At 71.6% G+C, this 25,212-nt stretch carries 6 protein-coding genes; all 6 read left to right on the forward strand.

Annotation, left to right across the window (positions count from 1 at the left end; genetic code table 11):
• Positions 1-426 precede the first annotated feature (426 nt).
• A complete protein-coding gene (locus ACXYX3_RS13090) occupies positions 427-2,208 on the forward strand; it encodes an AMP-binding protein (protein ID WP_241206651.1) in 1,782 nt (593 codons plus the stop codon).
• Positions 2,205-7,685 carry a type I polyketide synthase gene (locus tag ACXYX3_RS13095; protein WP_458611957.1) on the forward strand — a complete coding sequence of 1,827 codons (5,481 nt, stop codon included), beginning with the start codon at positions 2,205-2,207 and terminating at the stop codon, positions 7,683-7,685. The genes ACXYX3_RS13090 and ACXYX3_RS13095 overlap by 4 nt, the downstream gene beginning before the upstream one ends.
• A 96-nt stretch (positions 7,686-7,781) precedes the next feature.
• Positions 7,782-9,530, forward strand: coding sequence for an AMP-binding protein (locus ACXYX3_RS13100; protein WP_458611958.1), 1,749 nt, complete (start codon positions 7,782-7,784; stop codon positions 9,528-9,530).
• A complete protein-coding gene (locus ACXYX3_RS13105) occupies positions 9,527-14,296 on the forward strand; it encodes an SDR family NAD(P)-dependent oxidoreductase (protein ID WP_458611959.1) in 4,770 nt (1,589 codons plus the stop codon). Before ACXYX3_RS13100 ends, ACXYX3_RS13105 begins: the two co-directional genes overlap by 4 nt.
• A gap of 5 nt (positions 14,297-14,301) precedes the next feature.
• Positions 14,302-19,761 carry an SDR family NAD(P)-dependent oxidoreductase gene (locus ACXYX3_RS13110; protein WP_458611960.1) on the forward strand — a complete coding sequence of 1,820 codons (5,460 nt, stop codon included), beginning with the start codon at positions 14,302-14,304 and terminating at the stop codon, positions 19,759-19,761.
• A 29-nt stretch (positions 19,762-19,790) separates the two neighbouring features.
• The gene (locus ACXYX3_RS13115; protein WP_458612076.1) at positions 19,791-25,160 is read left to right on the forward strand and encodes a type I polyketide synthase; all 5,370 of its coding nucleotides are present in this window, start codon (positions 19,791-19,793) and stop codon (positions 25,158-25,160) included.
• Positions 25,161-25,212 lie beyond the last annotated feature (52 nt).

A 25,212-nucleotide genomic window follows, 5' to 3' on the forward strand; every position in this document is an offset into this window, starting at 1 on the left:
GAGTCAGAAGCGAACTCGACGCGCGCGTGCAGATTCCGCAAACCCTTTACGCGCGCGTCAACGCAAGCGGAGCACGGCGTTGCGCTGCCGCGGCCGGTGCTTCGCATATCGGACCTGCCCGCTTCTGAGCAACCGTCCGCCCGTTAGTGAGGTGGACGTTTGCCGAGCTGGCAACATTGCGAGAGTTGCGTCGGGAATAAAATCGGCCGTCGATACAGCGCGTTTCCGGCGAAATCGGGGCCGATTGCGCGACTTCCCTCTGGCAAGCACTTCGTGGTCTAATCCTTGGTCGGATTACACGACATTTGTGACAGCTCGGTGTTAGCCTTCGGCCAAGCGGGGGATGCGCGGCCATGGGCCGGTGTCCGGTATGCCACACGGCAACGGGGCCGGGACGCAGGATCTTTGAGATGAAAGGACGTCGCCATGCCTTTGCTTGAGTCGACCATTCCTGGCCTCCTCGCCGAGCGCGCTCGGCAGCAGCCCGATGATGCGGCGTACACCTTCCTCGACTTCGACGTGGACCCCAACGGTTACGCCGAAACCCTGACCTGGTCGCAGGTTCACCACCGCGTCCAGGTGGTCGCGGCGGAACTGCTGCGGCACGGCAGCAAGGGGGACCGGGCCGCCATTCTCGCGCCGCAGGGCCTCGAGTACATCGTCGCGTTCTACGGCGCGATGGCCGCGGGCATGATCGCGGTACCGCTGCCCGTGCCGGCGATGGGCCAGCTCGACGAACGCGTCAACGGTGCGTTGCGGGACTGCCAGCCGACCGCGGTGCTGACCACCTCGGCGGTGGTCGGCGAGATCCTGACCTACGTCGGCAACCTGCCCGGCGGCAATCCGCCGGCCGTCGTCGAGGTCGACGCACTGGACCTCGATTCCCCGGTGACCCCCGAGGTCAACGTCGGGCCGCTGCCCAAGACCGCCTACCTGCAGTACACCTCGGGCTCCACGCGCGCTCCCGCCGGCGTGATCATGACCCACCAGAACGTCATCGCGAACGTCAAGCAGGTGTTCGACGACTACATGGAGCACCGCAACGGCGTGCCGCCGCGCGACATCACGATGGTGTCGTGGCTGCCCTTCTACCACGACATGGGGCTGATCCAGGGCGTCTTCGCGTCGCTGCTGACCCCCGACGAGGACGCGGGCGGCGCGCTGCACGGCCGCCCCGCGATCGTGATGAGCCCGGTCGCGTTCCTGCAGAAGCCGGCCCGCTGGATCCAGCAGCTGGCGCTGAACAGCTGCGCCTGGTCCGCCGCCCCGAACTTCGCGTTCGAGCTGTCGGTGCGTCGCACCACCGACGCCGACCTCGAGGGCATGGACCTGGGCGGTGTGCTGGGCATCATCAGCGGTAGCGAGCGCATCCACTCGGCGACTATTCGCCGCTTCAACGAGCGGTTCACCAAGTTCGGCATGCCCGCGACGACGGTGCTGCCGTCCTACGGGCTGGCCGAGGCGACCCTGTACGTCATCTCGGCACCGATGGGTCACACCCCTTCGACCGTGCGCTTCGACTACGAGAAGCTGGCCGCCGGCCACGCCGAGCGCTGCGGCACCGAATCCGGCACCGAGCTGGTCACCTACGGCGCCCCGCGGTCGTCGACGATGCGCATCGTGGACCCGGAGACGTGCGTCGAGAACCCCGACGGCAAGGTCGGCGAGATCTGGATCCACGGTGAGCAGGTCGCGATGGGCTACTGGAGAGATCCGGTCAAGACCGAGCGCACGTTCAACGGGCAGCTGGTGAACCCGTCGGAGGGCACGCCCGTCGGTCCGTGGCTGCGCACCGGTGACCTCGGCGTCATGAGCGAAGGCGAGATGTTCATCATCGGGCGCATCAAGGACATGCTGATCGTCGACGGCCGCAACCACTACCCGGACGACATCGAGGCCACCATCCAGGAGATCACCGGCGGCCGCGTCGCAGCGATCTCGGTACTCGACGACACCAGCGAGCAGCTCGTCGCCGTGGTGGAGCTGAAGAAGAAGGGCACCTCCGAGGCCGAGGCGCTGGACAAGCTCAAGGCCGTCAAGCGTGAGGTCGCCTCGGCGATCAAGAAGACCCACAGCGTGCGGGTCTCCGACTTGGTCCTCGTCGCTCCGGGTTCCATCCCGATCACCACCAGCGGCAAGATCCGGCGCTCGGCCTGCGTGGACCGCTACCGCTCAGACGAGTTCAGCCGGTTGGACGTCACTACATGACCTCTGCTTTCGACGAGGATGCACTCCGGCACTGGTTGGTCGACTACCTGGTCACCAACATCGGATGCAGCCCTGACGAAATCGATCTCGATGCTCCGCTGAACGACCTCGCCGTCGGGTCCAGTGACGCCGTGGTGTTGACCGGCGAGCTGTCCGAGCTGCTGGGTCGCACGGTGTCACCGGTCGAGTTCTGGCAGTACCCGACCATCAACGCGCTGGCGAAGTTCTTGACCGGCGGCGAAGTGGATCCTCTCGAAGGTGCCACCGGGGCGGTCAACGCGGCGCGGGAGAGCGGCCGAGCCGACTACGACGACGCGATCGCCGTGGTCGGGCTGGGGCTGCGACTGCCCGGTGGCGCTGACATGGACGGCAACATCGAGGGGCCCGAGCAGTTCTGGGAGTTCCTCTCCGAGGGCAGGTCCGCGGTGCGCGAGGTCCCCGCCGACCGCTGGGAGTCGTTCCGGATCGACTCGCCCGAGGCGGCCGCCGCGCTCGCCGGTACGACCCGGTGGGGCTCGTTCCTGCGCGACGTCGACGCCTTCGACGCGGAATTCTTCGAGATCTCGCCGAGCGAGGCGGACAAGATGGACCCCCAGCAGCGGCTGCTGCTGGAAGTCACCCACGAGGCGCTCGAGCACGCCGGTATCCCCGCCCACAGCCTGCGCCACACCCAGACGGGCGTGTTCGCGGCGGCGTGCCTGGGCGAGTACGGCTACCTGTCGACCACGGATCTCGGCGATGTGGACTCGTGGTCGGGCACCGGCGGCGCGCTGTCGATCATCGCGAACCGGGTGTCCTACTACTTCGATCTGCGTGGCCCGTCGATGACCATCGACACCGCGTGCTCGTCGTCGCTGGTGACGATCCACCTGGCGTGCCAGAGCCTGCGGGCCGGCGACTCGGACGTCGCGTTGGCGGCCGGGGTGAACATGGTGCTGTCGCCGGCGGTGACGCGCAGCTTCGATCAGCTCGAGGCGATGTCGAAGACCGGGCAGTGCCATGCGTTCGACGCCGCCGCCGACGGGTTCGTCCGCGGCGAGGGCTGCGGCGTGGCGGTGCTCAAGCGGCTCTCCGACGCCCAGCGTGACGGCGACCGCGTGTTGGCGGTGATCCGCGGTTCTGCGGTCAACCAGGACGGCCGGTCCAACGGGTTGATGGCGCCGAACCCGGCCGCGCAGATGGCCGTGCTGCGGTCGGCCTACGCCGCCGCGGGTGTCGAGCCGCGCGAGGTCGACTACGTGGAGGCACACGGCACCGGCACGCTGCTGGGTGATCCGATCGAGGCCCGTGCACTGGGCACGGTGCTGGGGCGCGGCCGCGCCGCCGATGCTCCGCTGCTGCTGGGCGCGGTGAAGTCCAACCTCGGGCATCTGGAGGCCGCAGCCGGGATCGCCGGGTTCGCCAAGGCCGTGCTGGCGTTGCAGCACGACACGATTCCAGCCAACCTCGGCTACCAGAATCCCAACCCGCACATCCCGTTCGACAACCTGCGCCTCCGGGTGGTCGCCGAGCACACCGAGTGGAAGCGCAACGGTCGACCGCGCCGGGCCGGGATCTCGTCGTTCGGCTTCGGCGGCACGAACGCCCACGTCGTCATCGAAGAGGCACCCCGATCGGGCGCACCCGCCCCCACCCCCGAGCCGGCCGTGACCACGCTCGTCGTGACGGGCCGCACGCCGGAGCGCGTCGCCGCGCAGGCGGGGATGCTGGCGGAGTGGATGGCCGGTGCCGGGGCGGAGACGTCGCTCGCCGAGATCGCCCACGCGCTGAACCACCACCGCTCCCACCACACCAAGTTCGCCACGGTGGCCGCGCGCACCCGCGCCGACGCGATCGCCGGCCTGCAGGCGCTGGCGGCCGGCCAGTCCGCGCCCGGCGTCGTCGGCCCGCACATCGGTGCCTGCAAGCCGGGCACGGTGTTCGTGTACTCGGGACAGGGGTCGCAGTGGGCCGGGATGGGTCGGCAGTTGCTGGCCGATGAGCCCGCGTTCGCGGCCGCGGTGGCCGAGATCGAGCCGGTGTTCGTCGAGAAGGTGGGCTTCTCACTGCAGGAGATCCTCGCCGAGGGCCGCCCGGTCAGCGGCGACGCCGAAGTCCAGCCGGTGCTCATGGGCCTGCAGCTGGCGTTGACCGAGCTGTGGCGCTCCTACGGGGTGCACCCCGACGCGGTGATCGGGCATTCGATGGGCGAGGTGACCGCCGCCGTCGTCGCCGGCGCGCTGAGCCTGGCCGACGGGTTGACCGTGATCGCGGCCCGCTCCTCGATCATGTCGCGGCTGGCCGGCCAGGGCGCCGTCGCACTCGTCGAACTCGATCCCGACGCCGCCGAGGCGCTGGTCGCCGACTATTCGAGCGTCGAGATCGCCGGGTTGGTGTCGCCTCGGCAGACCGTCGTCGCGGGTCTACCCGACGAGGTCGACGCGGTCATCGCCGCCGTCAGCGCGCAGGACCGCTTCGCGCGCCGGGTCAACATGGAGGTCGCCTCGCACACCGCGCTGATGGACCCGGTGCTGCCGCATCTGCGCGAGGCCTTCGCCGCCATCACCCCGCGCACCCCCTCGATCCCGTTCCTGTCCACCGTGCGCGACGAGCAGGATCCGGTGCTCGACGCCGACTACTGGGTCGCCAACGTCCGCCGGCCGGTGCAGTTCAGCCGGGCCGTGACGGCCGCCGCGCAGGAGATCGGCACGTTCGTCGAGATCAGCGCGAACCCGATCCTGACCTACGCGATCGCCGACACGCTCACCACAGGTCACCACCACGCGCTGGGCACGCTGGTCCGCGACGGCGACGACACGGTGTCGTTCCACACCACGCTCAACGCCACCCACACCACACATCCCCCCGAGACCGAGCACCCCGCGCATCCGGGCGGCCCACGCGTCGCACTGCCGACCACGCCGTGGCACCGCACCCGGCATTGGGCGATCCGCAAGCCGACGTCCACGGGCGCCAGCGCCCCGCTGCCGGGCACCGTGCTGGGCGGCCACACGACGGTCGCCGGCCCGCAGCCCGGACATCTGTGGCAGGCCCGGCTCACGGCGCAGGCCCGGCCGTATCCGCACCCCCACCGGTTCGCCGGCGTAGAGATCGTGCCGCTGGCAGTGCTGCTGCAGACGCTGGCGCTGGCCGCCGACCGGGTGGGTGCCGCCGCGCTCGCCGACGTCCGGTTCGAGTTCCCGATCGCCCTCGACACACCGCGGGTGGTGCAGGTCTACGCCGACGCGGACGTGCTGACGATCTCGTCGACCACCGGTGACGACAGCCAGGACCGTCAGTGGGTCCGGCACGTCAGCGCGCGGATCAACCGGGAGCCCGTCGGCCCCGCCGATCCCGCCGACTCGAACGTGGCGGGCTATGACCCGAGCGCGCTGGCCGAACTGCATCAGGCCTGGGGGATCGACGGCCTGGCCTACCCCTGGACTGTCGACGGGCATGCGCAGGAACGCGGCGAAGCCCGCACGGAGGTGACGTTCGCCGACGCGCCGGCAGCGCCGCTGGCCGCTGCGCTGGACGCCGCCGTCAACCTGGGTCGCCTGGTGGACGCGTCCACACCCGGTCTGATGGTGCCGGCCGCGATCGAGCTGTTCGTCGTCGGGCAACCGGGGACGGGGCGCGGCACCGTCGTCAGCCGCCACCGCGGCCGAGACGGCGATGACCTCGTCCTCGACCTGTCCGTCGAATCCGCCGACGGCACGGTCGTCGCCGACCTGCGCGGCGTCCGCTACGTCGCCGTCGACGTCGACGAGGCGGCTCCGAGCGCCGCCGAGCCGCGCCGGATCGCCCACCGGCTGGACTGGCAACCCTGGACCGCGGATGCCGCGGGCACCGACGCAGGACCCGTCGCGGTCGTCGGCGCCGGCGCGCTGGCCGAGTCACTGCGCGCGGCGGTCGGCACCGACACCGAGGTGGCGCAGGCCCGTTCGGTCGTCTACGTCGCCGACTCCGACGGACCCTCGGCCCAGGAGACCGCGGTCCGGCTCACCACCGAGGTGGCCGGCCTCGTCGCCACGCTCGCCGATCGGGACCCGCGTCACCCCGCCACGCTGTGGGTGATCACGCACGGTGTCTTCGAGTCGGCCACCGAGTCGGCGCTGCGGCAGAGCCCGCTGTGGGGGCTGGCCGGCGTCATCGGCGCCGAGCAGCCACAGTTGTGGGGCGGCCTGATCGACGTGCCCGAGGCGGACACGGATGCCGAAACGCTGGCTCCCACGCTGACGGGGTTGCTGTCGAGCCCGGTCAAATCGGTGGCCGTGTGGCGCGACGGCAGCCTGCTCACCCCGACACTGGCCGAGATCACCGACGCGCCCGTCCGCGAGCCGCTGCACTGCCGGCCCGATGCCGCCTATCTGATCACCGGCGGCATGGGTGCGCTGGGTCTGCTGATGGCCGGCTGGCTCGCCGATCACGGCGCACGCCGCATCGTGCTGGCCGGCCGCACCGCTTTGCCGCCGCGACGCGAGTGGGCGCAGGTGTCGGAGCCGGAGCTGCGGCACAAGATCGACGCGATCCAGGCATTGGAGCTGCGCGGCGTCAGCGTCGACACCGTCGCCGTCGACATCGCCGATCGCGACGCGGTGGCAGCGGTGCTGGACCGTCGGGATGCCGACGGCGCGCCGCCGATCCGCGGCGTCATCCACGCCGCCGGCATGACCGAGGCGCAGCTGCTCACCGAGCTGGAGCCTGAGCGCGTGCACCGCACCGTGTGGCCGAAGATCGCCGGCGCTGCGGTGCTCGCCGACCTGTTCCGGCCTCAGGCTCTCGACTTCCTGTACCTGGCCGCGTCCGCGGGTGCGGTGTTCGGCATCCCGGGTCAGGGCGCCTACGCCGCGGGCAACGCCTACCTCGACGCGCTGGCCCGCGCCCGGCACGTCCAGGGCGACAACACGGTCAGCCTGGACTGGGTCGCCTGGCGCGGCCTCGGGTTCGGCAACGAGGCCCAGGTCGTGGTGTCCGAGCTGGAGCGGGTGGGCTCACGTCCGGTCGCAGCGGGCGAGGCGTTCGCGGCGTGGGACCACGTCACCCGGTTCGACATCGACCAGGTCGTGATGGCCCCGATGAGCTCGGCGCACGACGCGGCCGCGGTCACCGGTGACGCCCATCGGCCCTCGGCGCCGACGCGGAACTGGGCGGCGCTGGATCGCGACGAGCTGCTCGACGAGCTGCGCGACGGGTTGCGCGGCATCCTCGCCACCGAGCTGCGCCTGCCGGAGAACGACGTGCTCACGGATCGGCCGTTCGCCGAGATGGGCCTGAACTCGGTGATGGCGATGTCGATCCGCCGCGAGATCGAGAAGCTGGTGGGGCTGGAGTTGTCGGCGACGATGCTGTTCAACCACCCGACGATCGACAGCTTCGCCGGCTATCTGGCCCAGCAGCTCAACCCCGAGGCCGGCGGCGACGAAGCCGCGGTCGCCGACGATGACGACGAGGACAGCCTGCTGGACTCCCTGTTCGACAGCGTCGAATCGAACTGATCGCGCGAGCATGCCGATGCGACGGAACCACCAGAATTTCCCGGATCGACCCGACGCGCGAGACCATGTCGGGAGATGTTTGCGAAAGGATCACTGATGCCAGCATTGACGGCGCCCACCGTGACGACCATTCCCGCGCTCCTCGCCGACCGTGCGCAGCAGCAACCCGACGATGACGCGTACACGTTCTTCGATTACGAGGCCGACCCCGCAGGCATCTCCGAGACGCTGACCTGGTCCGAGGTCCACCACCGGGTCCGCGTGGTGGCCGCGAAGCTGGCCACCCTCGGCTCCCCGGGCGACCGCGCCGTGATCCTCGCGCCGCAGGGCCTGGAGTACATCATCGGTTTCCTGGGCGCCATCGAGGCCGGCTTCATCGCGGTGCCGCTGACCATGCCGCAGCTGCGTCAGCACGACGAGCGCGTCACCGGCGCGATGAAGGACTCCCAGCCCGTCGCCGTGCTGACCACCTCCGCCGTCGTCGACGACATCCGCCACTACGGTCAGCTCGACCGTCAGCGCGCGCCGAAGTTCCTCGAGGTCGACACGCTGGACTTCGATTCGCCACTGCGCCCGGCCGCGCCGGCGGCGCTGCCCAAGACCGCGTACCTGCAGTACACGTCGGGCTCGACCCGGCTGCCCGCCGGTGTGGTGGTCAGCCACCGCAACGTGCTGGTCAACGTCGCCGAGCTGCTCACCGACTACTACGAGGCCTATCCGGAGGGCCGGGCGCCCGAGGACACCACGGTGGTCTCGTGGCTGCCCTTCTACCACGACATGGGCCTGATCGTCGGTGTCTTCATCCCGATCATGCTGGGCACCCCGGCGGCTCTGATGAGCCCGATCTCGTTCATGCAGAAGCCCGCGCGGTGGATGCAGCTGCTCGGCTCCCATCCCAGCGCGTTCACCGCGGCGCCGAACTTCGCGTTCGAGCTCGCCGTCAAACGCACCAGCGACGACGACATGGCCGGCAAGGACCTCAGCACCGTGGCCGTGATGATCAACGGCGCCGAGCGCGTGCACGGCACCACGGTCCGCCGGTTCAACGAGCGCTTCGCCGCGTTCGGCCTCTCCGATGCCGCGATGCGGCCGTCGTACGGTCTGGCCGAGGCGACGGTGTACGTGGTGGCGACCGCGGGCGGCCGGCCTCCGACGGCGGTGCGCTTCGACTACGAGAAGCTGGCCGCGGGGCAGGCGGTGCGCAGCGAGGTCGCCGACGACGGCACCGAGCAGATCGGTCTGGGCGTCCCGCGGTCGACGACGGTGCGGGTGGTCGATCCCGAGACGCTGACGGAGAACCCCGCCGGCAGGATCGGTGAGGTCTGGCTGCACGGCGAGCACGTCGCCGGCGGGTACTACCAGAACCCCGAGCTGACCCAGAAGCTGTTCTCCGGGCAGCTCGCCGAGCCCAGCGCCGACACCCCCAAGGGTCCGTGGCTGCGCACCGGCGATCTCGGCGTGATGTTCGACGACGAGCTCTACATCGTCGGACGCATCAAGGATCTGCTGATCGTCGACGGCCGCAACCACTACCCGGACGACATCGAAGGCACGGTCGCGGAGTTCACCGGTGGTCGGGTCGCGGCCATCTCGGTGCCCGACGGCGCGAGCGAGAAGCTGGTGGTGATCGCCGAGTTGAAGAAGCAGGTCGATCCGGCGCAGCTGGAGGCGGTCACCCAGCAGGTCACCTCGGCCATCTCGATGACCCACAGCGTGCGGCTCGCCGACTTCGCGCTGGTGCCACCTGGCTCGCTGCCGCTGACCACCAGCGGCAAGGTGCGCCGCGCGATGAGCGCAGACCTCTACCGCGACAACAAGTTCCAACGGTTGGACGCCACTAGATGACCTCTGCTTTCGACGAGGCTGCGGTTCGTCGCTGGTTGACCGACTACCTGGTTGAGAACAACGGTTGCAGTCCTGAGCACATCGCGCGCGGCGCCTCGATGCACGACCTCGGGGTCGGCTCGCGCGACGCCGTGGTGCTCACCGGTGTGCTGTCGGAGTACCTGGGCCGGCCGGTGTCGCCAGTGGACTTCTGGCAGTACCCGACCGTCGACTCGCTGGCGAAGTTTCTCACCGGCGGCGAGGTGGAGCCGGTCGAGGGGCCGGTCGGCGTGCGCTCCGGTGGATCGTCCGACGAGCAGATCGCAGTGGTCGGGCTCGGCCTGCGGCTGCCGGGCGGGGCCGAGGCCGACGGCAACATCGAGGGCCCGGACGCGTTCTGGGACTTCCTGACCGAGGGCCGGTCCTCGGTGGTCGAGGTGCCTGCCGAGCGGTGGGCACCGTTCGACGACGGCACCGCCGACGGCGCGACCGCGTTGGCGAACACCACCCGCTGGGGCTCCTATCTGCGCGACGTCGACGCCTTCGACGCCGAGTTCTTCGAGGTGATCCCGCGCGAGGCGATGCGGATGGATCCGCAGCAGCGGCTGCTGCTCGAAGTCACCCACGAGGCGCTGGAGAACGCCGGCATCCCCGCCGACACCCTGGCCGAGACCCGCACCGGCGTGTTCGCGGGTGCCAGCGCCGCGGACTACGCACAGCTCGGCGCGGCCGACCTGGGCGCCATCGACGCCTGGTACAGCACCGGCGGATCGATCAGCATCATCGCCAACCGCATCTCGTACTTCTTCGACTTCCGCGGCCCGTCGGTCACCATCGACACGGCGTGCTCGTCGTCGCTGGTGGCGATCCACCTCGCCTGCCAGAGCCTGCGGACCGGGGATTCCGACGTGGCACTCGCCGCCGGGGTGAACCTGTTGCTGTCACCGGCGGGCACGCGCAGCCTGGACCAGGCCGACGCGATGTCGAAGACCGGGCAGTGCCATGCCTTCGACGCCGCCGCCGACGGGTTCGTCCGCGGCGAGGGCTGTGGCGTGGCGGTGCTCAAGCGCCTCTCCGACGCCCAGCGTGACGGCGATCGGGTGCTCGCGGTGATCCGCGGATCTGCGGTCAACCAGGACGGCCGGTCCAACGGGCTGATGGCACCCAATCCCTCCGCGCAGATGGCGGTGCTGCGCGCGGCCTACACGGCCGCCGGGGTGGAACCCCGCGAGGTCGACTACGTGGAGGCACACGGCACCGGCACGCTGCTGGGTGATCCGATCGAGGCCCGCGCATTGGGCACGGTACTCGGCAAGGGTCGGCCCGCGGACCGGCCACTGCTGGTCGGCGCCGTGAAGTCCAACCTCGGCCATCTGGAGGCCGCAGCTGGGATCGCCGGGTTCGCCAAGGCCGTGCTGGCGTTGCAGCACAACACCATTCCGGCCAACCTCGGCTACCAGACCCCGAACCCGCACATCCCGTTCGACAAGTTGCGGCTGGCCGTGGTGGCCGAGCACACCGAGTGGGCGCCGGCCGGGCGGCCGCGCCGGGCCGGGATCTCGTCGTTCGGCTTCGGCGGCACGAACGCCCACGTCGTCATCGAGCAGGCGCCCGTGACCGTGCCGGCCGACGTGCCGGACGAGACCCCGGTGACCACGTTGGTGGTGTCGGGTCGTACGCCGCAGCGAGTCGCCGCGCAGGCGGGGATGCTGGCGGAGTGGATGGCCGGTGCCGGGGCGGAGGCGTCGCTCGCCGACGTCGCGCACGCGCTGAACCATCACCGCTCCCAGCACCCGACGTTCGCGACCGTCGCGGCACGCACCCGCGCCGACGCGATCACCGGTCTGCACGCGCTGGCGGCCGGTGAGTCCGCCGCCGGCGTCATACCGGCCGGGGGAGTCGTCCCGAAGCCGGGCACGGTGTTCGTGTACTCGGGGCAGGGGTCGCAGTGGGCCGGGATGGGTCGGCGGTTGCTGGCCGATGAGCCCGCGTTCGCGGCCGCGGTGGCCGAGATCGAGCCGGTGTTCGTCGAGAAGGTGGGCTTCTCGCTGCAGGAGATCCTCGCCGAGGGCCGCCCGGTCAGCGGCGACGCCGAAGTCCAGCCGGTGCTGATGGGCCTGCAGCTGGCGTTGACCGAGCTGTGGCGGTCCTATGGCGTGCATCCGGATGCGGTGATCGGGCATTCGATGGGTGAGGTGACCGCGGCCGTCGTCGCGGGGGCACTGTCCCTGGCCGACGGGCTCGCCGTGATCGCGGCCCGCTCCTCGATCATGTCGCGGCTGGCCGGCCAGGGCGCCGTCGCGTTGCTCGCCGTCGACGAGGACACCGCCGCCGCGCACATCGCCGCGCACGACAGCGTCGAGATCGCCGGCTATCTGTCGCCGCGCCAGACCGTGGTGGCGGGCCTGCCCGATGAGGTCGACGCGGTCATCGCCGCGGTCACCGCGGAGAATGCGTTCGCCCGCCGCGTCAACATGGTCGTCGCGTCCCATACCGCGCTGATGGACCCGGTGCTCGCCGACATCGGCGCCGCGCTGGCCGACATCACGCCGGCCGCGCCGACGCTGACGTTCCTGTCCACGGTCACCGACCCGACGCAGACCCCGACGCTGGACGCGGACTACTGGGTGGCCAACGTGCGCGAGCCGGTCCGGTTCAGCCGCGCCATCCTCGCCGCGGCTGCCGACCACGGCACCTTCGTGGAGGTCAGCCCGCACCCGACACTGGGTCAGCCGATCGCCGCCACGCTGGCCGACGAGGCAGGCATCCTGTCGCTGGGCACGCTGGCCCGCGACGCTGACGACACCGTCACGTTCCACACCAACCTCAATGCCACCCACACCACCCGGCCACCCCAGACGCCGCACCACGGCGAGCCGCACGTCGTGCTTCCCGCCACCCCCTGGCAGCGCACCCGGCACTGGGTGGACGTCCGGTCGGCGCACCGTGTCCCGGCGAGCCGACCCGGGGCACTGCCCGCAGACACCGTGGTGCCGGCCGAGTGGTTCTGCGAACTCACCTGGCCGGTGAAGCCGCTCGCCACCCCCGGCACCGATGCCCCGGCCGGCAGCTGGGTGGTGGTCGGCGACGACCGCATCGGCGCCGAGATGGCGCGCCGCCTCGGATCGCCCGTCGTCACCCGGGGCGCCGACGCCGACGACCTGGCGCAGGCGCTTTCGGGCGCGACCCACGTCCTGTTCGCGCCGGCTGAGCGCGCCGGTGACGAGCTCGGATACGACCTGTTCGACGGTGCCCGCGCACTCGCTGCGGCAGCGGCCGAGCAGCCGGCACCGCCGACGCTGTACCTGCTCAGCCGCAACGCCCAGCCGGTCAGCGAAGGGGATCGCGCCAACCCCGCACAGGCAGTGCTCTGGGGTCTGGGCCGCACGCTGGCTCTGGAGCATCCCGAGATCTGGGGCGGGCTGATCGACGTCGACGCCTCGGCGCCGGCCCCGGTGACGGCCCGTCTGGTGCTCGCCGAGGCACACGCCGGAGACGGCGAAGACCAGGTGGTGTACCGCGCCGGCGAGCGCCGCGTGGCACGGCTGGTGCATCAGCTGCCGCGTGCCGGCGGGGCGCCACTGAACCCGGACAAAGCCCACCTGGTCATCGGCGCCACCGGCAACATCGGGCCGCGGCTGATCGAGGAGCTCGCCGCGATGGGCGCGACCACCGTTGTCGCCGTGTCGCGGAACCCCGGCACCCGGCTCGACGAGCTGGCCGCGCGGTTGGCGGCGCAGGGCACCACCGTGGTCACCGCGGCGGCCGACGCCTCCGACGGCGCGGCCCTGGGCGCGCTGTTCGAGCGGTTCGGCGGGGACCTGCCTCCGTTGGGCGGTGTCTACCTGGCGGCGATGAGCGGCGGGCCGGTGACGCTGGCGGACATGACCCGCGACAACGTCGTCGCGATGTTCCGCTCCAAGATGGACGCGGTCAGCCACCTCCACGAGCTGTCACTCGCTCAGCCCGTGGAGCAGTTCGTGCTGTTCTCGTCGATCTCGGGTGTGCTCGGTTCGCGCTGGCTGGCGCACTACGCCGCGACGACGACGTTCCTCGACACCTTCGCCTACGCCCGGCGTGCCGCCGGCCTGCCGGCGTGCGCGATCAACTGGGGGCTGTGGAAGTCGCTGGCCGACGTGCAGACCGGCTTCGAGAAGCAGGCCACCGCGGAGTCCGGACTTGAGCCGATGCCCGACGACATCGCGATCTCGGCGCTGCGCCTGGTCACCGGGCCCGGCGCACCCGCCCGGGCGACCGTGGTCGCCGCCGACTGGCCGCGCCTGGCGGCGGCGTATCACACCCGCGCCCAGCTGCACATCCTCGACGAGCTGCTCGACGGTGACGACGCCGCGGCGACGCTGACCGGGGACACCGCGTTCCGGACCGCGCTGCGCGATGCACCGGCCGAGCACCGCAGGGATTTGCTGGCCGATCACGTCGTCGCGCAGGTGGCTGCCGCGATGGGCCTGGCCTCGGCCCACACGCTGGACCCGACGGTCGGCTTCTTCCAATTCGGCATGGATTCGCTGATGAGCGTAACGTTGCAGCGCTCGCTGAGCGAAAGCCTGGGGGAGGTCCTGCCCGCGTCGGTCGTCTTCGACTATCCGACCATCGAGGCGCTCACCGATTATCTGGCGTCGGTGCTGCCTGAGATAATCGAGACCGCCGGTAACGACGACGAGGTCGCCGGCAGCCCCGATGCTGACGCGATCGGGGAACCCGAGGACGCCTACGACGACCTGGCCGAGGACGAACTGCTGGCCAGGCTCTCGGAACGATTGAATTGAGTGTGATGACCGCAAGCTCAGGATCGCCCGGTTCGGGCGCCGCGCCGGACCGTCGGGCGATCATCACCGAGGCGCTGCGCAAGCTCGACGATCTGTCCGCGAAGCTGGCGGCGGCGCAGAAGGCCGAGACCGAGCCGATCGCCGTCGTCGGCATCGGTGCGCGCCTGCCCGGCGGCGTCGCCGACGCCGATCAGTTCTGGCAGTTCCTGCTCGACGGCGGCAACGGCGTGATCCGGGTGCCTGCCGACCGCTGGGACGCCGACGAGTTCTACTCGCCCGACCACAGCGTCCCCGGCACGATCTGCAACCGCGAGGGCGGCTTCCTCACCACATGGAAGCCCGACGAGTTCGACGCGGAGTTCTTCGCGATCTCACCGCGCGAGGCCGCCGGCATGGACCCGCAGCAGCGGCTGCTGATGGAGGTCGCGGTCGAGGCGCTGGAGAACGCCAACATCAGCCCCCGCAGCCTGCGCGGCTCGTCGACCGGCGTGTTCGTCGGTCTGACCGCCAACGACTACTTCCGCTCGGTGATCGGCGTACTCGAACCCGAGGAGATCGACCCCTACATCCCGTTCGGCAACGCGCCCAACTTCGCCGCCGGCCGGCTCTCCTACTTCCTCGGCGTGCGGGGCCCGGCCGTGGTCAGCGACACCGCGTGCTCCTCGTCGCTGGTGTCGATCCACCTGGCCTGCCAGAGCCTGCGCCGCGGCGAGAGCGACCACGCGCTGGCCGCCGGGGTCAACCTGATCCTGAGCCCGGAGAACAACATCGCGTGCTCGCGCTGGGGCATGCTCTCGCCCGCGGGCCGGTGCGCGACGTTCGACGCCGACGCCGACGGCTATGTGCGCAGTGAGGGCTGCGGCGTCGTGGTGCTCAAGCGGCTGTCCGACGCACAGCGCGACGGCGACCGGGTGCTCGCGGTGGTGCGCGGGTCGGCGGTCAACCAGGACGGCGCCAGCAGCGGCCAGACCGTGCCCAACGGGCCCGCCCAGCAAGAGCTGATGCGCACGGCGCTGCGCAACGCCCGGCTGGAGCCCTCCGACGTCGACTACGTCGAGGCGCACGGCACCGGCACCGGGCTGGGTGACCCGATCGAGCTCGACGCGCTCTCGGCCGTCTACGGCGACCGCAAGGACGCGGCGCCGCTGGTGCTCGGCTCGGTGAAGACCAACCTCGGCCACCTGGAATCGGCGGCCGGTGTCACCGGCTTCATCAAGACCGTGCTGAGTCTGCAGCACGGGTTCATCCCGAAGATGCTGCACTTCTCGACGCTGACCCCGCAGGCCGGGGAGGGTGCGAAGAAGTTCCACATCGCCGCCGAGCCGACGCCGTGGCCCGCCCATGAGGGTCCGCGCCGCGCCGCGGTGTCGTCGTTCGGCGTCAGCGGAACCAACGCCCACATCGTGCTGGAGCAGGCCCCGGAGTCCGAATCCGTTGCGCCACAACCGGAACCGCCGGTGAGCACGCTGGTGGTGACCGGCAAGACCCCGGCGCGCGTCGCATCGCTGGCCGGCGCGCTGGCCGACTGGCTCGACAGCCCCGCCGCCGCCGAGGTCAGCCTGGCCGACGTCGCCGAGACGCTGAACCATCGCCGCGCCCAGCACCCCCGCTTCGCGACCGTCGCCGCCACCGACCGCACCCAGGCCGTCGCCGGCCTGCGCGCGCTCGCCGAGGGCTACCCCGCCCCCGGCGTGGTGCCTGTGCACGACGGCGCCTGCGGAACCGGCGCCAAGCCCGGCACCGTGTTCCTCTACTCCGGACAGGGTTCGCAGTGGGCCGGCATGGGCCGGCGATTGCTCACCGACGAGCCCGCGTTCGCCGCCGCCGTCGACGAGCTCGAACCAGACTTCGTGGCCCAGGCCGGCTTCTCGCTGCGCCAGACGCTGGAATCCGGCGAGACCGTCGTCGGTATCGACCGCATCCAGCCGGTGCTGGTCGGTGTGCAGTTGGCGCTGACCGCGCTGTGGCGCTCCCACGGCGTCGTCCCCGACGCGGTGATCGGCCACTCCATGGGTGAGGTGACCGCGGCCGTCGTGGCCGGGGCGTTGAGCCCCGCCGATGGGCTGAAGGTGATCTCCACCCGGTCGCGGCTGATGAAGCGGCTGTCCGGGCAGGGCGCGATGGCGCTGCTCGAGCTCGACGCCGCCGCGGCCGAGGAGTTGATCGCGGGCTACGACGGGCTGACCGTCGCGGTGTACGCCTCGCCGAACCAGACCGTGATCGCCGGTCCGCCGGACCAGGTCGACGCCGCGATCGCCGTGGTCGACGCGCAGGACAAGCTCGCTCGCCGCGTCGATGTGGACGTGGCCTCGCACCACCCGATCATCGACCCGATCCTCGAGGACCTGCGGACCGAGCTCGCGACGCTACAGCCCCGCACGCCGACCATCCCGGTGCTCGTCACCACCGACGGCCGGCCCACCGACGGCACCAATGTCTTCGACGCCGACCACTGGGTGGCCAACCTGCGCAACCCGGTGCGGTTCGCCCGCGCGGTCGCCACCGCCGGTGCCGACAACACCGTGTTCGTCGAGGTGAGCCCGCATCCGCTGCTCGGGTATGCGATCAAGGACACGCTCGCGGCCCTCGTCGGAGACGAGAAATCAGGCCCGAGCCATCACCACAGCATCGCGACGTTGCAGCGCGACGCCAACGACACCCTGACGTTCCGCACCAACCTCAACGCCACCCACACGACCCGGCCGCCGAAGACGCCGTCTCGGCCCGGGCCTCGCGTGCAGATCCCCACCACGCCGTGGCATCACGCGCACCACTGGATTCAGACGGCAGCCATGCGCGCGGCCGCCGGTGCGCCGGCAGGGGCTGCCGGGGCTTCGGAGGCGCCCGCTACCCACGCCGAGGGCGGCTACCACGAGTGGATGCACGAAGTGACCTGGCCGGTGCGCGATCTCGCACCCGGGCGCGTCGACGGCGGCATCGCCGTGATCTCCGACGACGCCGAACTCGCGGCCGCGCTGAACGGCCGTTCGGTCGGCCTCGACGCGCTCGACGGCATGGGTTCAGCAGATGTCCTGGTGTACGCGCCGGCGGTCCCGGCGCAGCGCTTCGACGCCGCCGCCGCGTACCAGATGTTCGACGAGCTGCGCCGGATCGTCGTCGCACTCGCCGAAACATCTTCCGCGCCAAGGCTTTTCGTCGTCACCCGCAACGCCCAGCCGGTGGCCGAGGGCGACCGGGCCAACCCGGCGCACGCGGTGCTGTGGGGTCAGGGTCGCACGCTGGCCCTGGAGCATCCCGAGTTCTGGGGCGGGCTGATCGACGTCGACGAGACGCTGCCCGCCGAACTTCTGGGCGCGTACCTGCACGCCGAAGCCGCAGAGGCGCTCGGGGGCGCGGGCACCGACCGTGACGACCAGGTGGTCTACCGGGCGGGGGAGCGGCGGGTGCCGCGCCTGGCGCCCCGCGCGCTGCCCGCCGTCGCGGTGAACCGGCTGGAGAACAACACCAGCCACCTGGTCGTCGGCGCCACCGGCAACGTCGGTCCGTACCTGATCCGCCAGCTCGCCGACATGGGCGCGGCGACCGTGGTCGCGGTGTCCCGGCGCGGCACCGGCCTGGCCGACCTCGCCGCGGAAGTCGCCGCCAAGGGCACCACGCTGGTCGAGGTCGCCGCCGACGCGGGCGACGATGCGTCGATGGCGGCGGTGTTCGAGCGCTTCGGCGCGGACCTGCCGCCGCTGGACGGCGTCTACCTGGCCTCGCTCGCGGGCGGTGAAGCGCTGCTGACCGACATGACCGACGACGATCTGCGGCCGATGTTCCGGGCCAAGGTCGACGCGGCCGCCGTGCTGCACAAGCTGTCGCTGACCACGCCGGTGCGCCGTTTCGTGCTGTTCTCGTCGGTCACCGGGCTGCTCGGGTCCCGCGCGGTCGCGCACTACACGGCGGCCAACGCGTTCGCCGACGCCTTCGCCTATGCGCGGCGCGCGCTGGGCCTGCCGGCCACGGTGGTCGACTGGGGGCTGTGGAAGTCCTGGTCGGACGCCCAGCCGCAGATGAAGGCCGCGGGGCTGGAGCCCATGCCCAACGACGTCGCGATCCGCATGCTGCCGACGGTGCTCAGCCCGCAAGCCGGCACGCAGATCGTGCTCGCAGGCGCCGACTGGCCGCGACTGGCCGAGGCCTATCGCATGCGTGCCGCGGTCAAGGTGCTCGACCGCCTGGTCGCGGGGCCCGGCGAGGACGCCGATCTGTCCGCGGTGCCCGCCGCTGAGTGGGGCACGGTGCTCGGTGAGCCGGCCGAATCGGCCGACCACGAGCACCTGTGGCGGGCGCGACTGCTGCCCGGCGAGCGGACCTGGGCGAACGCGCACCGGGTGCGCGGTGTCGAAGTGGTGCCCGTCTCGGTGGTGCTGCACACGCTGTCGGCGCTCGCCGAGCGCGTCGGCGGTGACCGGATCGCCGGCGACGTCCGGTTCGAGTACCCGATCCTGGCCGACGCGCCGAAGGTGATCCACGCCGTCGCCGACGGCGACGCGCTGACCATCTGGTCCAGCGCCACCGCCGACGCCGCCCCGCAGCGCTGGACCCGGCACGCCAGTGCCACGTTGACCGCCGCCCCGCAGCAGCCGCGGCAGGGCGATCAGAGTCCGGTCGGCACCGTGTTCGACGGCGCGGCCATCGAGGACATGCAGCGCGCCTGGGGTGTCGAGGGCCGTCCGTTCACCTGGACCGTCGCCGACGCCACCGCGACGACCGCCGGCGCACGCGGCACCGTCGAGGTGCCCGACACCGAGTCGCCTGCCGCGGCCCTGCTGGACGCCGCGGTGCACGTCGCCCGCCTCGCCGACGCCGACAACGCCGCGCTGCTGCTCCCCGCCGGCGCCGAAAGCCTCGCGGAGTCGAACGACGCAGCTGCGGGCACGGCCACCATCGAGGTGTTCCGGCGCGACGGTGACGGGGCCGCTCTGGTCGTCGATGCGCAGGTCACCGGCCCCGACGGCACCGTCTGGGTGGACGTGCGCGGTCTGACCTTCGCGCCGGTCGAGTCGGCCCCGGCCCCCGCGGTCAGCGAAACCGCGTCGGCAGCAACCGAATTCATCGACTGGTCGACGATGTCGGCGAAGGAGACGGTGGAGACGCTGCGGGTTCGGCTGCGCGCCATCCTGGCCCGCGAGCTGGGCATGCCGGAGACCGCGGTCGACGTCGAGTCGGCGTTCCCCGAGCTGGGCCTGGACTCGATGATGGCGATGAACCTGCTCCGCGACGCCAAGGCGCTGGTGCGCATCGACCTGTCCGCGACCATGCTGTGGAACCACCCGTCGATCGCGCAGCTGTCGGAGTTCGTGGCCGAGCTACTCGCCCCGATGCAGCAGGCCTCGCCCGAACCGGAGGACGAGCCCGGAGAGGCGGACGACTCCGACGAGTTCAGCCTCGACGACCTCTTCGACAGCATCGAATCTTCCGTCGAGTCGGCCAACGCCGGCAGTGAGGGCACCATCTGATGACGACCCCCAAGCCAAAAACCCCCAACATCAAAACCACCTTCGACCGGATCTCGGCGATGTCCGCCGAGCAGCGGGACAAGCTGGCCGAACAGTTCGAGAAGGCCTCGCGCGTCGCCGGTGCCGAGCCGATCGCCGTCGTCGGGATCGGCTGCCGGCTGCCCGGCGGTGTCACCGGACCCGAGAGCTTCTGGAAGCTGCTGGAGAGCGGCACCGACGCGGTGACCGAGGTGCCCGCCGACCGCTGGGACGCCGAGGCGTTCTACGACACCGACATGAGCGTGCCGGGCCGGATGCCGACCAAGTGGGGCGCCTACCTCGAGGACATCACCGGCTTCGACGCCGATTTCTTCGGCATCACTCCCCGCGAGGCGATGTCGATGGATCCGCAGCAGCGGGTGGCGCTCGAGGTGGCGTGGGAGGCGCTGGAGAACGCCGGCTACGCACCCGATCAGCTGGGCGAATCCCGCACCGCGGTGATGCTCGGCGTGTACTACAGCGAGTACCACAACGCTTCGCCGGAGAACGCCGACGCGATCGACGCCTACTCGGCCACCGGCAACGCGCACAGCGTCACCGTCGGCCGCATCGCCTACCTGCTCGGCCTCAAGGGCCCGGCGGTCGCGGTCGACACCGCGTGCTCGTCGTCGCTGGTGTCGATCCACCTGGCCTGCCAGAGCCTGCGGATGCGCGAGAGCGACCTCGCCCTGGCCGGTGGTGTCAACCTCAACTTGCGCCCGGAAACCCAATTGGCGCTTGCCAAGTGGGGCATGCTGTCCCCGCACGGGCACTGCTACGCGTTCGACTCGCGCGCCGACGGGTTCGTGCGCGGTGAGGGTGCAGGCGTGGTCGTGCTCAAGCGGCTCACCGACGCGGTGCGTGACGGGGACCGGGTGCTGGGCGTCATCCGCGGTTCGGCGGTCAACCAGGACGGCCGGTCCAACGGGCTGACCGCACCGAACGCGCCGTCGCAGCGCGACGTTCTGACGCGGGCGCTGAAGTCGGCCGACGTCGCTGCGGGCACCGTCGACTACATCGAATGCCATGGCACCGGAACGGCTCTGGGTGATCCGATCGAGTTCGACGCGCTGGCCGCCATCTACGGCAAGGGCGACGTGCCCTGCGCGCTGGGCACCGTCAAGACCAACATGGGCCACCTCGAAGCGGCTGCCGGCGTGGCCGGGTTCATCAAGACCGTGCTCACGCTGGCGCACGGCACGATCGCGCCGAACCTGAACTTCGACAAGTGGAACCCGCAGATCGATCCGAAGCCGACGCGGCTCTACGTGCCCACCGAGGCGACGCCGTGGCCGGCCAGCGACCACCCGCGCCGCGCGGCCGTGTCCTCGTTCGGCTTCAGCGGCACGAACGCCCACATCGTGCTCGAGCAGGGTCCCGAACCCGCGCCCGCCACCGCCGAGGCCCCGGCCGTCACCACGCTCGTCGTGTCCGGCAAGACCCCGGCCCGGCTGGCCGCCTCGGCCCGGTCGCTGGCCGACTGGCTCGCCGGCGACGGCGCGTCGGTGCCGCTCACCGACGTCGCCTACACCGTCAATCACCACCGCAGCCGCTACCAGACCATCGCGACGGTCTGCGCCCGCACCCATGACGAAGCCGTCACCGGTCTGCGGGCGGTGGCCGCCGGTCAGCCCGCACCCGGCGTGATCGGCGCCCACGACGCCCGCCTCGGTAAGGGCACCGTGTTCCTGTACTCCGGGCAGGGCGCGCAGTGGGCCGGCATGGGCAAGGCGCTGCTCGCGGAGGAGCCCGCGTTCGCCAAGGCCGTCGACGAGCTCGAGCCGGCATTCGTCGACAAGGTGGGCTTCTCGCTGCGCCAGACGCTGGAGGCCGGGGAGCCGGTCGTCGGCATCGACCGGATCCAGCCGGTGCTGGTCGGCATGCAGCTCGCGCTGACCGAGCTGTGGCGCTCCTACGGCGTGGAGCCCGACGCGGTGATCGGCCACTCGATGGGCGAGGCCACCGCCGCCGTCGTCGCCGGAGTGCTCACTCCCGCAGAGGGTTTCGACATCATCGCCACCCGAACCCGGCTGATGAAGCGGCTCTCGGGCCAGGGCGCGATGGCACTGCTGGAACTCGACCCCGCCGCGGCGGAGAAGCTGATCGACGACAAGCCGGACGTGACCATCGCGGTGTACGCCTCACCGAAGCAGGTCGTCATCGCCGGCCCGCCCGAGCAGGTCGACGAGCTCGTCGCCACCGTCGACAAGCAGGGCCGGCTGGCCCGCCGCGTCGAGGTGGACGTCGCATCGCACCACCCGACGATCGATCCGGTGCTGCCGGAGCTGCGGGAGGCGCTGGCGTCGCTGACGCCGGCCGCCCCGAAGATCCCACTGTTGTCCACCGTGGCCTACACCGGTGACGCACCGCTGTACACCGCTGACTATTGGGCGGCCAACCTGCGCAACCCGGTCCGCTTCAGCCAGGCCGTGCACGAGGCCAGCGCCGAGAACAGTGCGTTCATCGAGATCAGCCCGCACCCGCTGCTGTCCCATGCGATCAGCGACACCCTCGCCGCGCAGTCGGTCAGCAAGCGCTTCCACGTCGGCTCCACGGTCAATCGGGACACGCCCGAGACGCTGGCTTTCCACGCGCAGCTCGCGGCGGTCCGCCCGCCCGCGGTCAGCGCCGAGGGCGCAGCGGGCCGGCTCGTCGACGTGCCGCCCACGGCGTGGCAGCACGAGCCGTTCTGGCTCAGCGACCGCGCGGGCACCCCGCAGTACGCGGGCTCGCACCCGCTGCTCGGGGTGCACGTCGAGCTTCCGACGGGCAACGGCCACGTCTGGCAGTCCGACGTGGGCACCGATGCGCACCCGTGGCTGGCCGACCACGTCGTGCACGGCCTGCCGGTCATGCCCGGCGCCGGTTTCGCCGAGATCGCGTTCGCCGCTGCGCAGGAAGCGCTCGGGCGGCCCGCCACCGGTGTGGCGGTCTCCGTCGAGGTCGAGCAGATGCTGCCGCTGGACCCGAAGACTCAACTGACCACCCAGGTCACCGCCGGTGACGACGGCGTCCAGCGGGTCGAGATCCACTCCCGTTCCGACGCGGGCTGGACCCGGCACGCCGTCGGCACCATCGCCGCGGCCGAGCCCGAGACGCCGGGCAAAGTGCTGCCCGCCGACGGGGCCACCCCGGTGTCGCCGGCCGACTTCTACACCGCACTGCGGCGCACCGGCGCCCACCACGGGCCGGCGTTCGCGGCGCTGACCCGCATCGCCCGCTCCGCCGACGCCGCCGACACCGAGATCGAGCTGCCGGAGTCGGTGACCCCGCAGCGCGGCATCACGCTGCACCCGGTGCTGCTCGACGCGGCGCTGCAGGGCCTGGCCGCCGCGATGAGCGACGCGACGCTGGCCGATTCCGGTGAGGACACCTACCTGCCGGTGGGCTTCGGCACGATCCGGGTCTTCGCGGAGCTGGGCCGCCGGGCGCGGTGCCGCGCCGAACTCGTCAGCGTCGCCGACAACGGTGACGCCACCGGTCGGGTCACGCTGACCGACGACACGGGCGCCGTGCTGGCCCGCGTCGACGACGTGGCGCTCAAGCGGATCCAGCGCCGCACGGTGCCACTTCCGTTGTCGCAGAAGATCTTCGACTCGCGCTGGGTCGAGGCCGCTGCGCCCGCCGCGCAAGCGGTCACCGGCAGCTGGCTCGCGCTGGCCGACGGCGCCGCGGGCCAGGCGGCGGCGCAGGAGTTCACCGAGCGGTTCGGTGGCCCGACGCGACGCGTCGTCACCGCCGATCTCGGCGACGAGTCGGCGGTGCGGGAGGCGTTCGCCACCGCGACCGCCGATCCGGATCTGCCTCCGGCCGGCGTCATCGTGTTCTGCGATTTCGACACCGACTCGGCGGACGCCGGGCTGGCGCACGCCCGCGACGTGATCTGGGGAGTCGCCGGGACGGTCCGCGCGATCGTGGGCAGCTGGCACGGCAAGGCGCCGCGCCTGTGGCTCGTCACCTCCGGTGGTCTGGTGACCGCCGCGGCGGACGGCCCGGGCAATCCGGCCGCGAACAGCCTCAAGGGTCTCGTCCGCGTGCTGGCGTACGAACATCCCGACCTGAAAGCCACGCTGCTCGACACCGGCGCCGACGATCCGGCCGGCGCGCTGAGCACCGAGATCGAGGGCAACTCCGCCGACGACGTCGTCGCATGGCGCGGCGGTACCCGCCTGGTGGAGCGGCTCGCCCGCGCCGCGCTGCCCGCCACGCCGGGGCAGCTGACGGTCCGCGCCGACGGCAGCTACGTCGTCACCGGCGCGCTCGGCGGTGTCGGCATGGCCGTCGTGCGCTGGCTGGTCGGCCACGGCGCAGGCAGGCTCGTGCTCAACGGCCGCAACGGGCCGTCCGACGAGGTGGCCGCCGAGCTCGACACGCTGCGGCAGCGCGCCGAGATCGAGGTCGTCACCGGCGACATCGCGGCTGACGGCGTGGCCGGGCGACTGGTCGCGGCGGCCGAGGAGACGGGCAAGCCGCTGCGTGGGCTGATCCACTCGGCTGCGGTCCTCGAGGACGAGATCTTCGTCGGCATGACCCGGGAGAGCCTGGACACCATCTGGGCGCCGAAAGCCCTGGGTGCGCTGCGCCTGCACGAGGCCACCGTCGGCAAGGACCTGGATTGGTGGGTGGGCTTCAGCTCGATCGTGTCGCTGCTCGGTTCGCCCGGGCAGGCGGCATACGCGGCCGCCAACGCCTGGCTGGACGGCCTGGTGGCGGCGCGGCAGGCGGCGGGACTGCCCGCCATCGCGGTCAACTGGGGCCAGTGGGCCGACGTGGGTCTGGCCAGCACGCTGCGGTTCTCGGTGCTCGACCCGATCAGCCCGGCCGAGGGCGTCGACGCGCTCGGCGGGGTCATGGCCGCCGGTCTGCCGCGCGTCGGCATCGCCCGGCTGCGGCTCGACCGTGCCGCGGCGGCGTTCCCCGAGATCCACCAGATCGGGTTCTTCACCGACATGGTGGGTGAGCTGCAGACCGACGACATCGACGAGGACTGGGGCGGCGCCGACGCGCTCAAGGCGATGGACGCCGCGGAGGTGCACCGTGTCGTGGTGGCCCGGCTGCGCCGAAGGATCTCGGCGATCATGGGTTACTCCGACGACAGCGCGGTCGACGTCGCGCAGCCGCTCACCGAGCTCGGGCTCGACTCGCTGATGGCGGTGCGGATGCGCAACACGATCCGCGGTGACTTCGGCGTCGAACCGCCGGTCGCGCTGCTGCTGCAGGGCGCGACACTGACCGACCTCGCGGTGGACCTGATCCGACAGCTCGGGCTGGAGGAGCAGGAGTCCGCCGAACGACCCAACGCCCTGCGCGAGCGCGCCCAGCAGCGTGCCGCCGCGCGTCAACGTGCCGCATCGCGGCGAAAGGTAGGACCACGATCGTGACGAGCAGTACGGGCGAGCAGGACTTCCCGGACAACGCGATCGCCGTCATCGG

This window comes from Mycobacterium sp. Panama NTM2, assembly GCF_054355555.1.

What these genes read in the sequence shown, in the direction of transcription:
- ACXYX3_RS13090 (WP_241206651.1), top strand. Translation starts at nt 427, where the DNA reads ATGCCTTTGCTTGAGTCGACCATTCCTGGCCTCCTCGCCGAGCGCGCT.
- ACXYX3_RS13100 (WP_458611958.1), top strand. Translation starts at nt 7,782, where the DNA reads ATGCCAGCATTGACGGCGCCCACCGTGACGACCATTCCCGCGCTCCTC.
- ACXYX3_RS13105 (WP_458611959.1), top strand. Translation starts at nt 9,527, where the DNA reads ATGACCTCTGCTTTCGACGAGGCTGCGGTTCGTCGCTGGTTGACCGAC.
- ACXYX3_RS13095 (WP_458611957.1), top strand. Translation starts at nt 2,205, where the DNA reads ATGACCTCTGCTTTCGACGAGGATGCACTCCGGCACTGGTTGGTCGAC.
- ACXYX3_RS13110 (WP_458611960.1), top strand. Translation starts at nt 14,302, where the DNA reads ATGACCGCAAGCTCAGGATCGCCCGGTTCGGGCGCCGCGCCGGACCGT.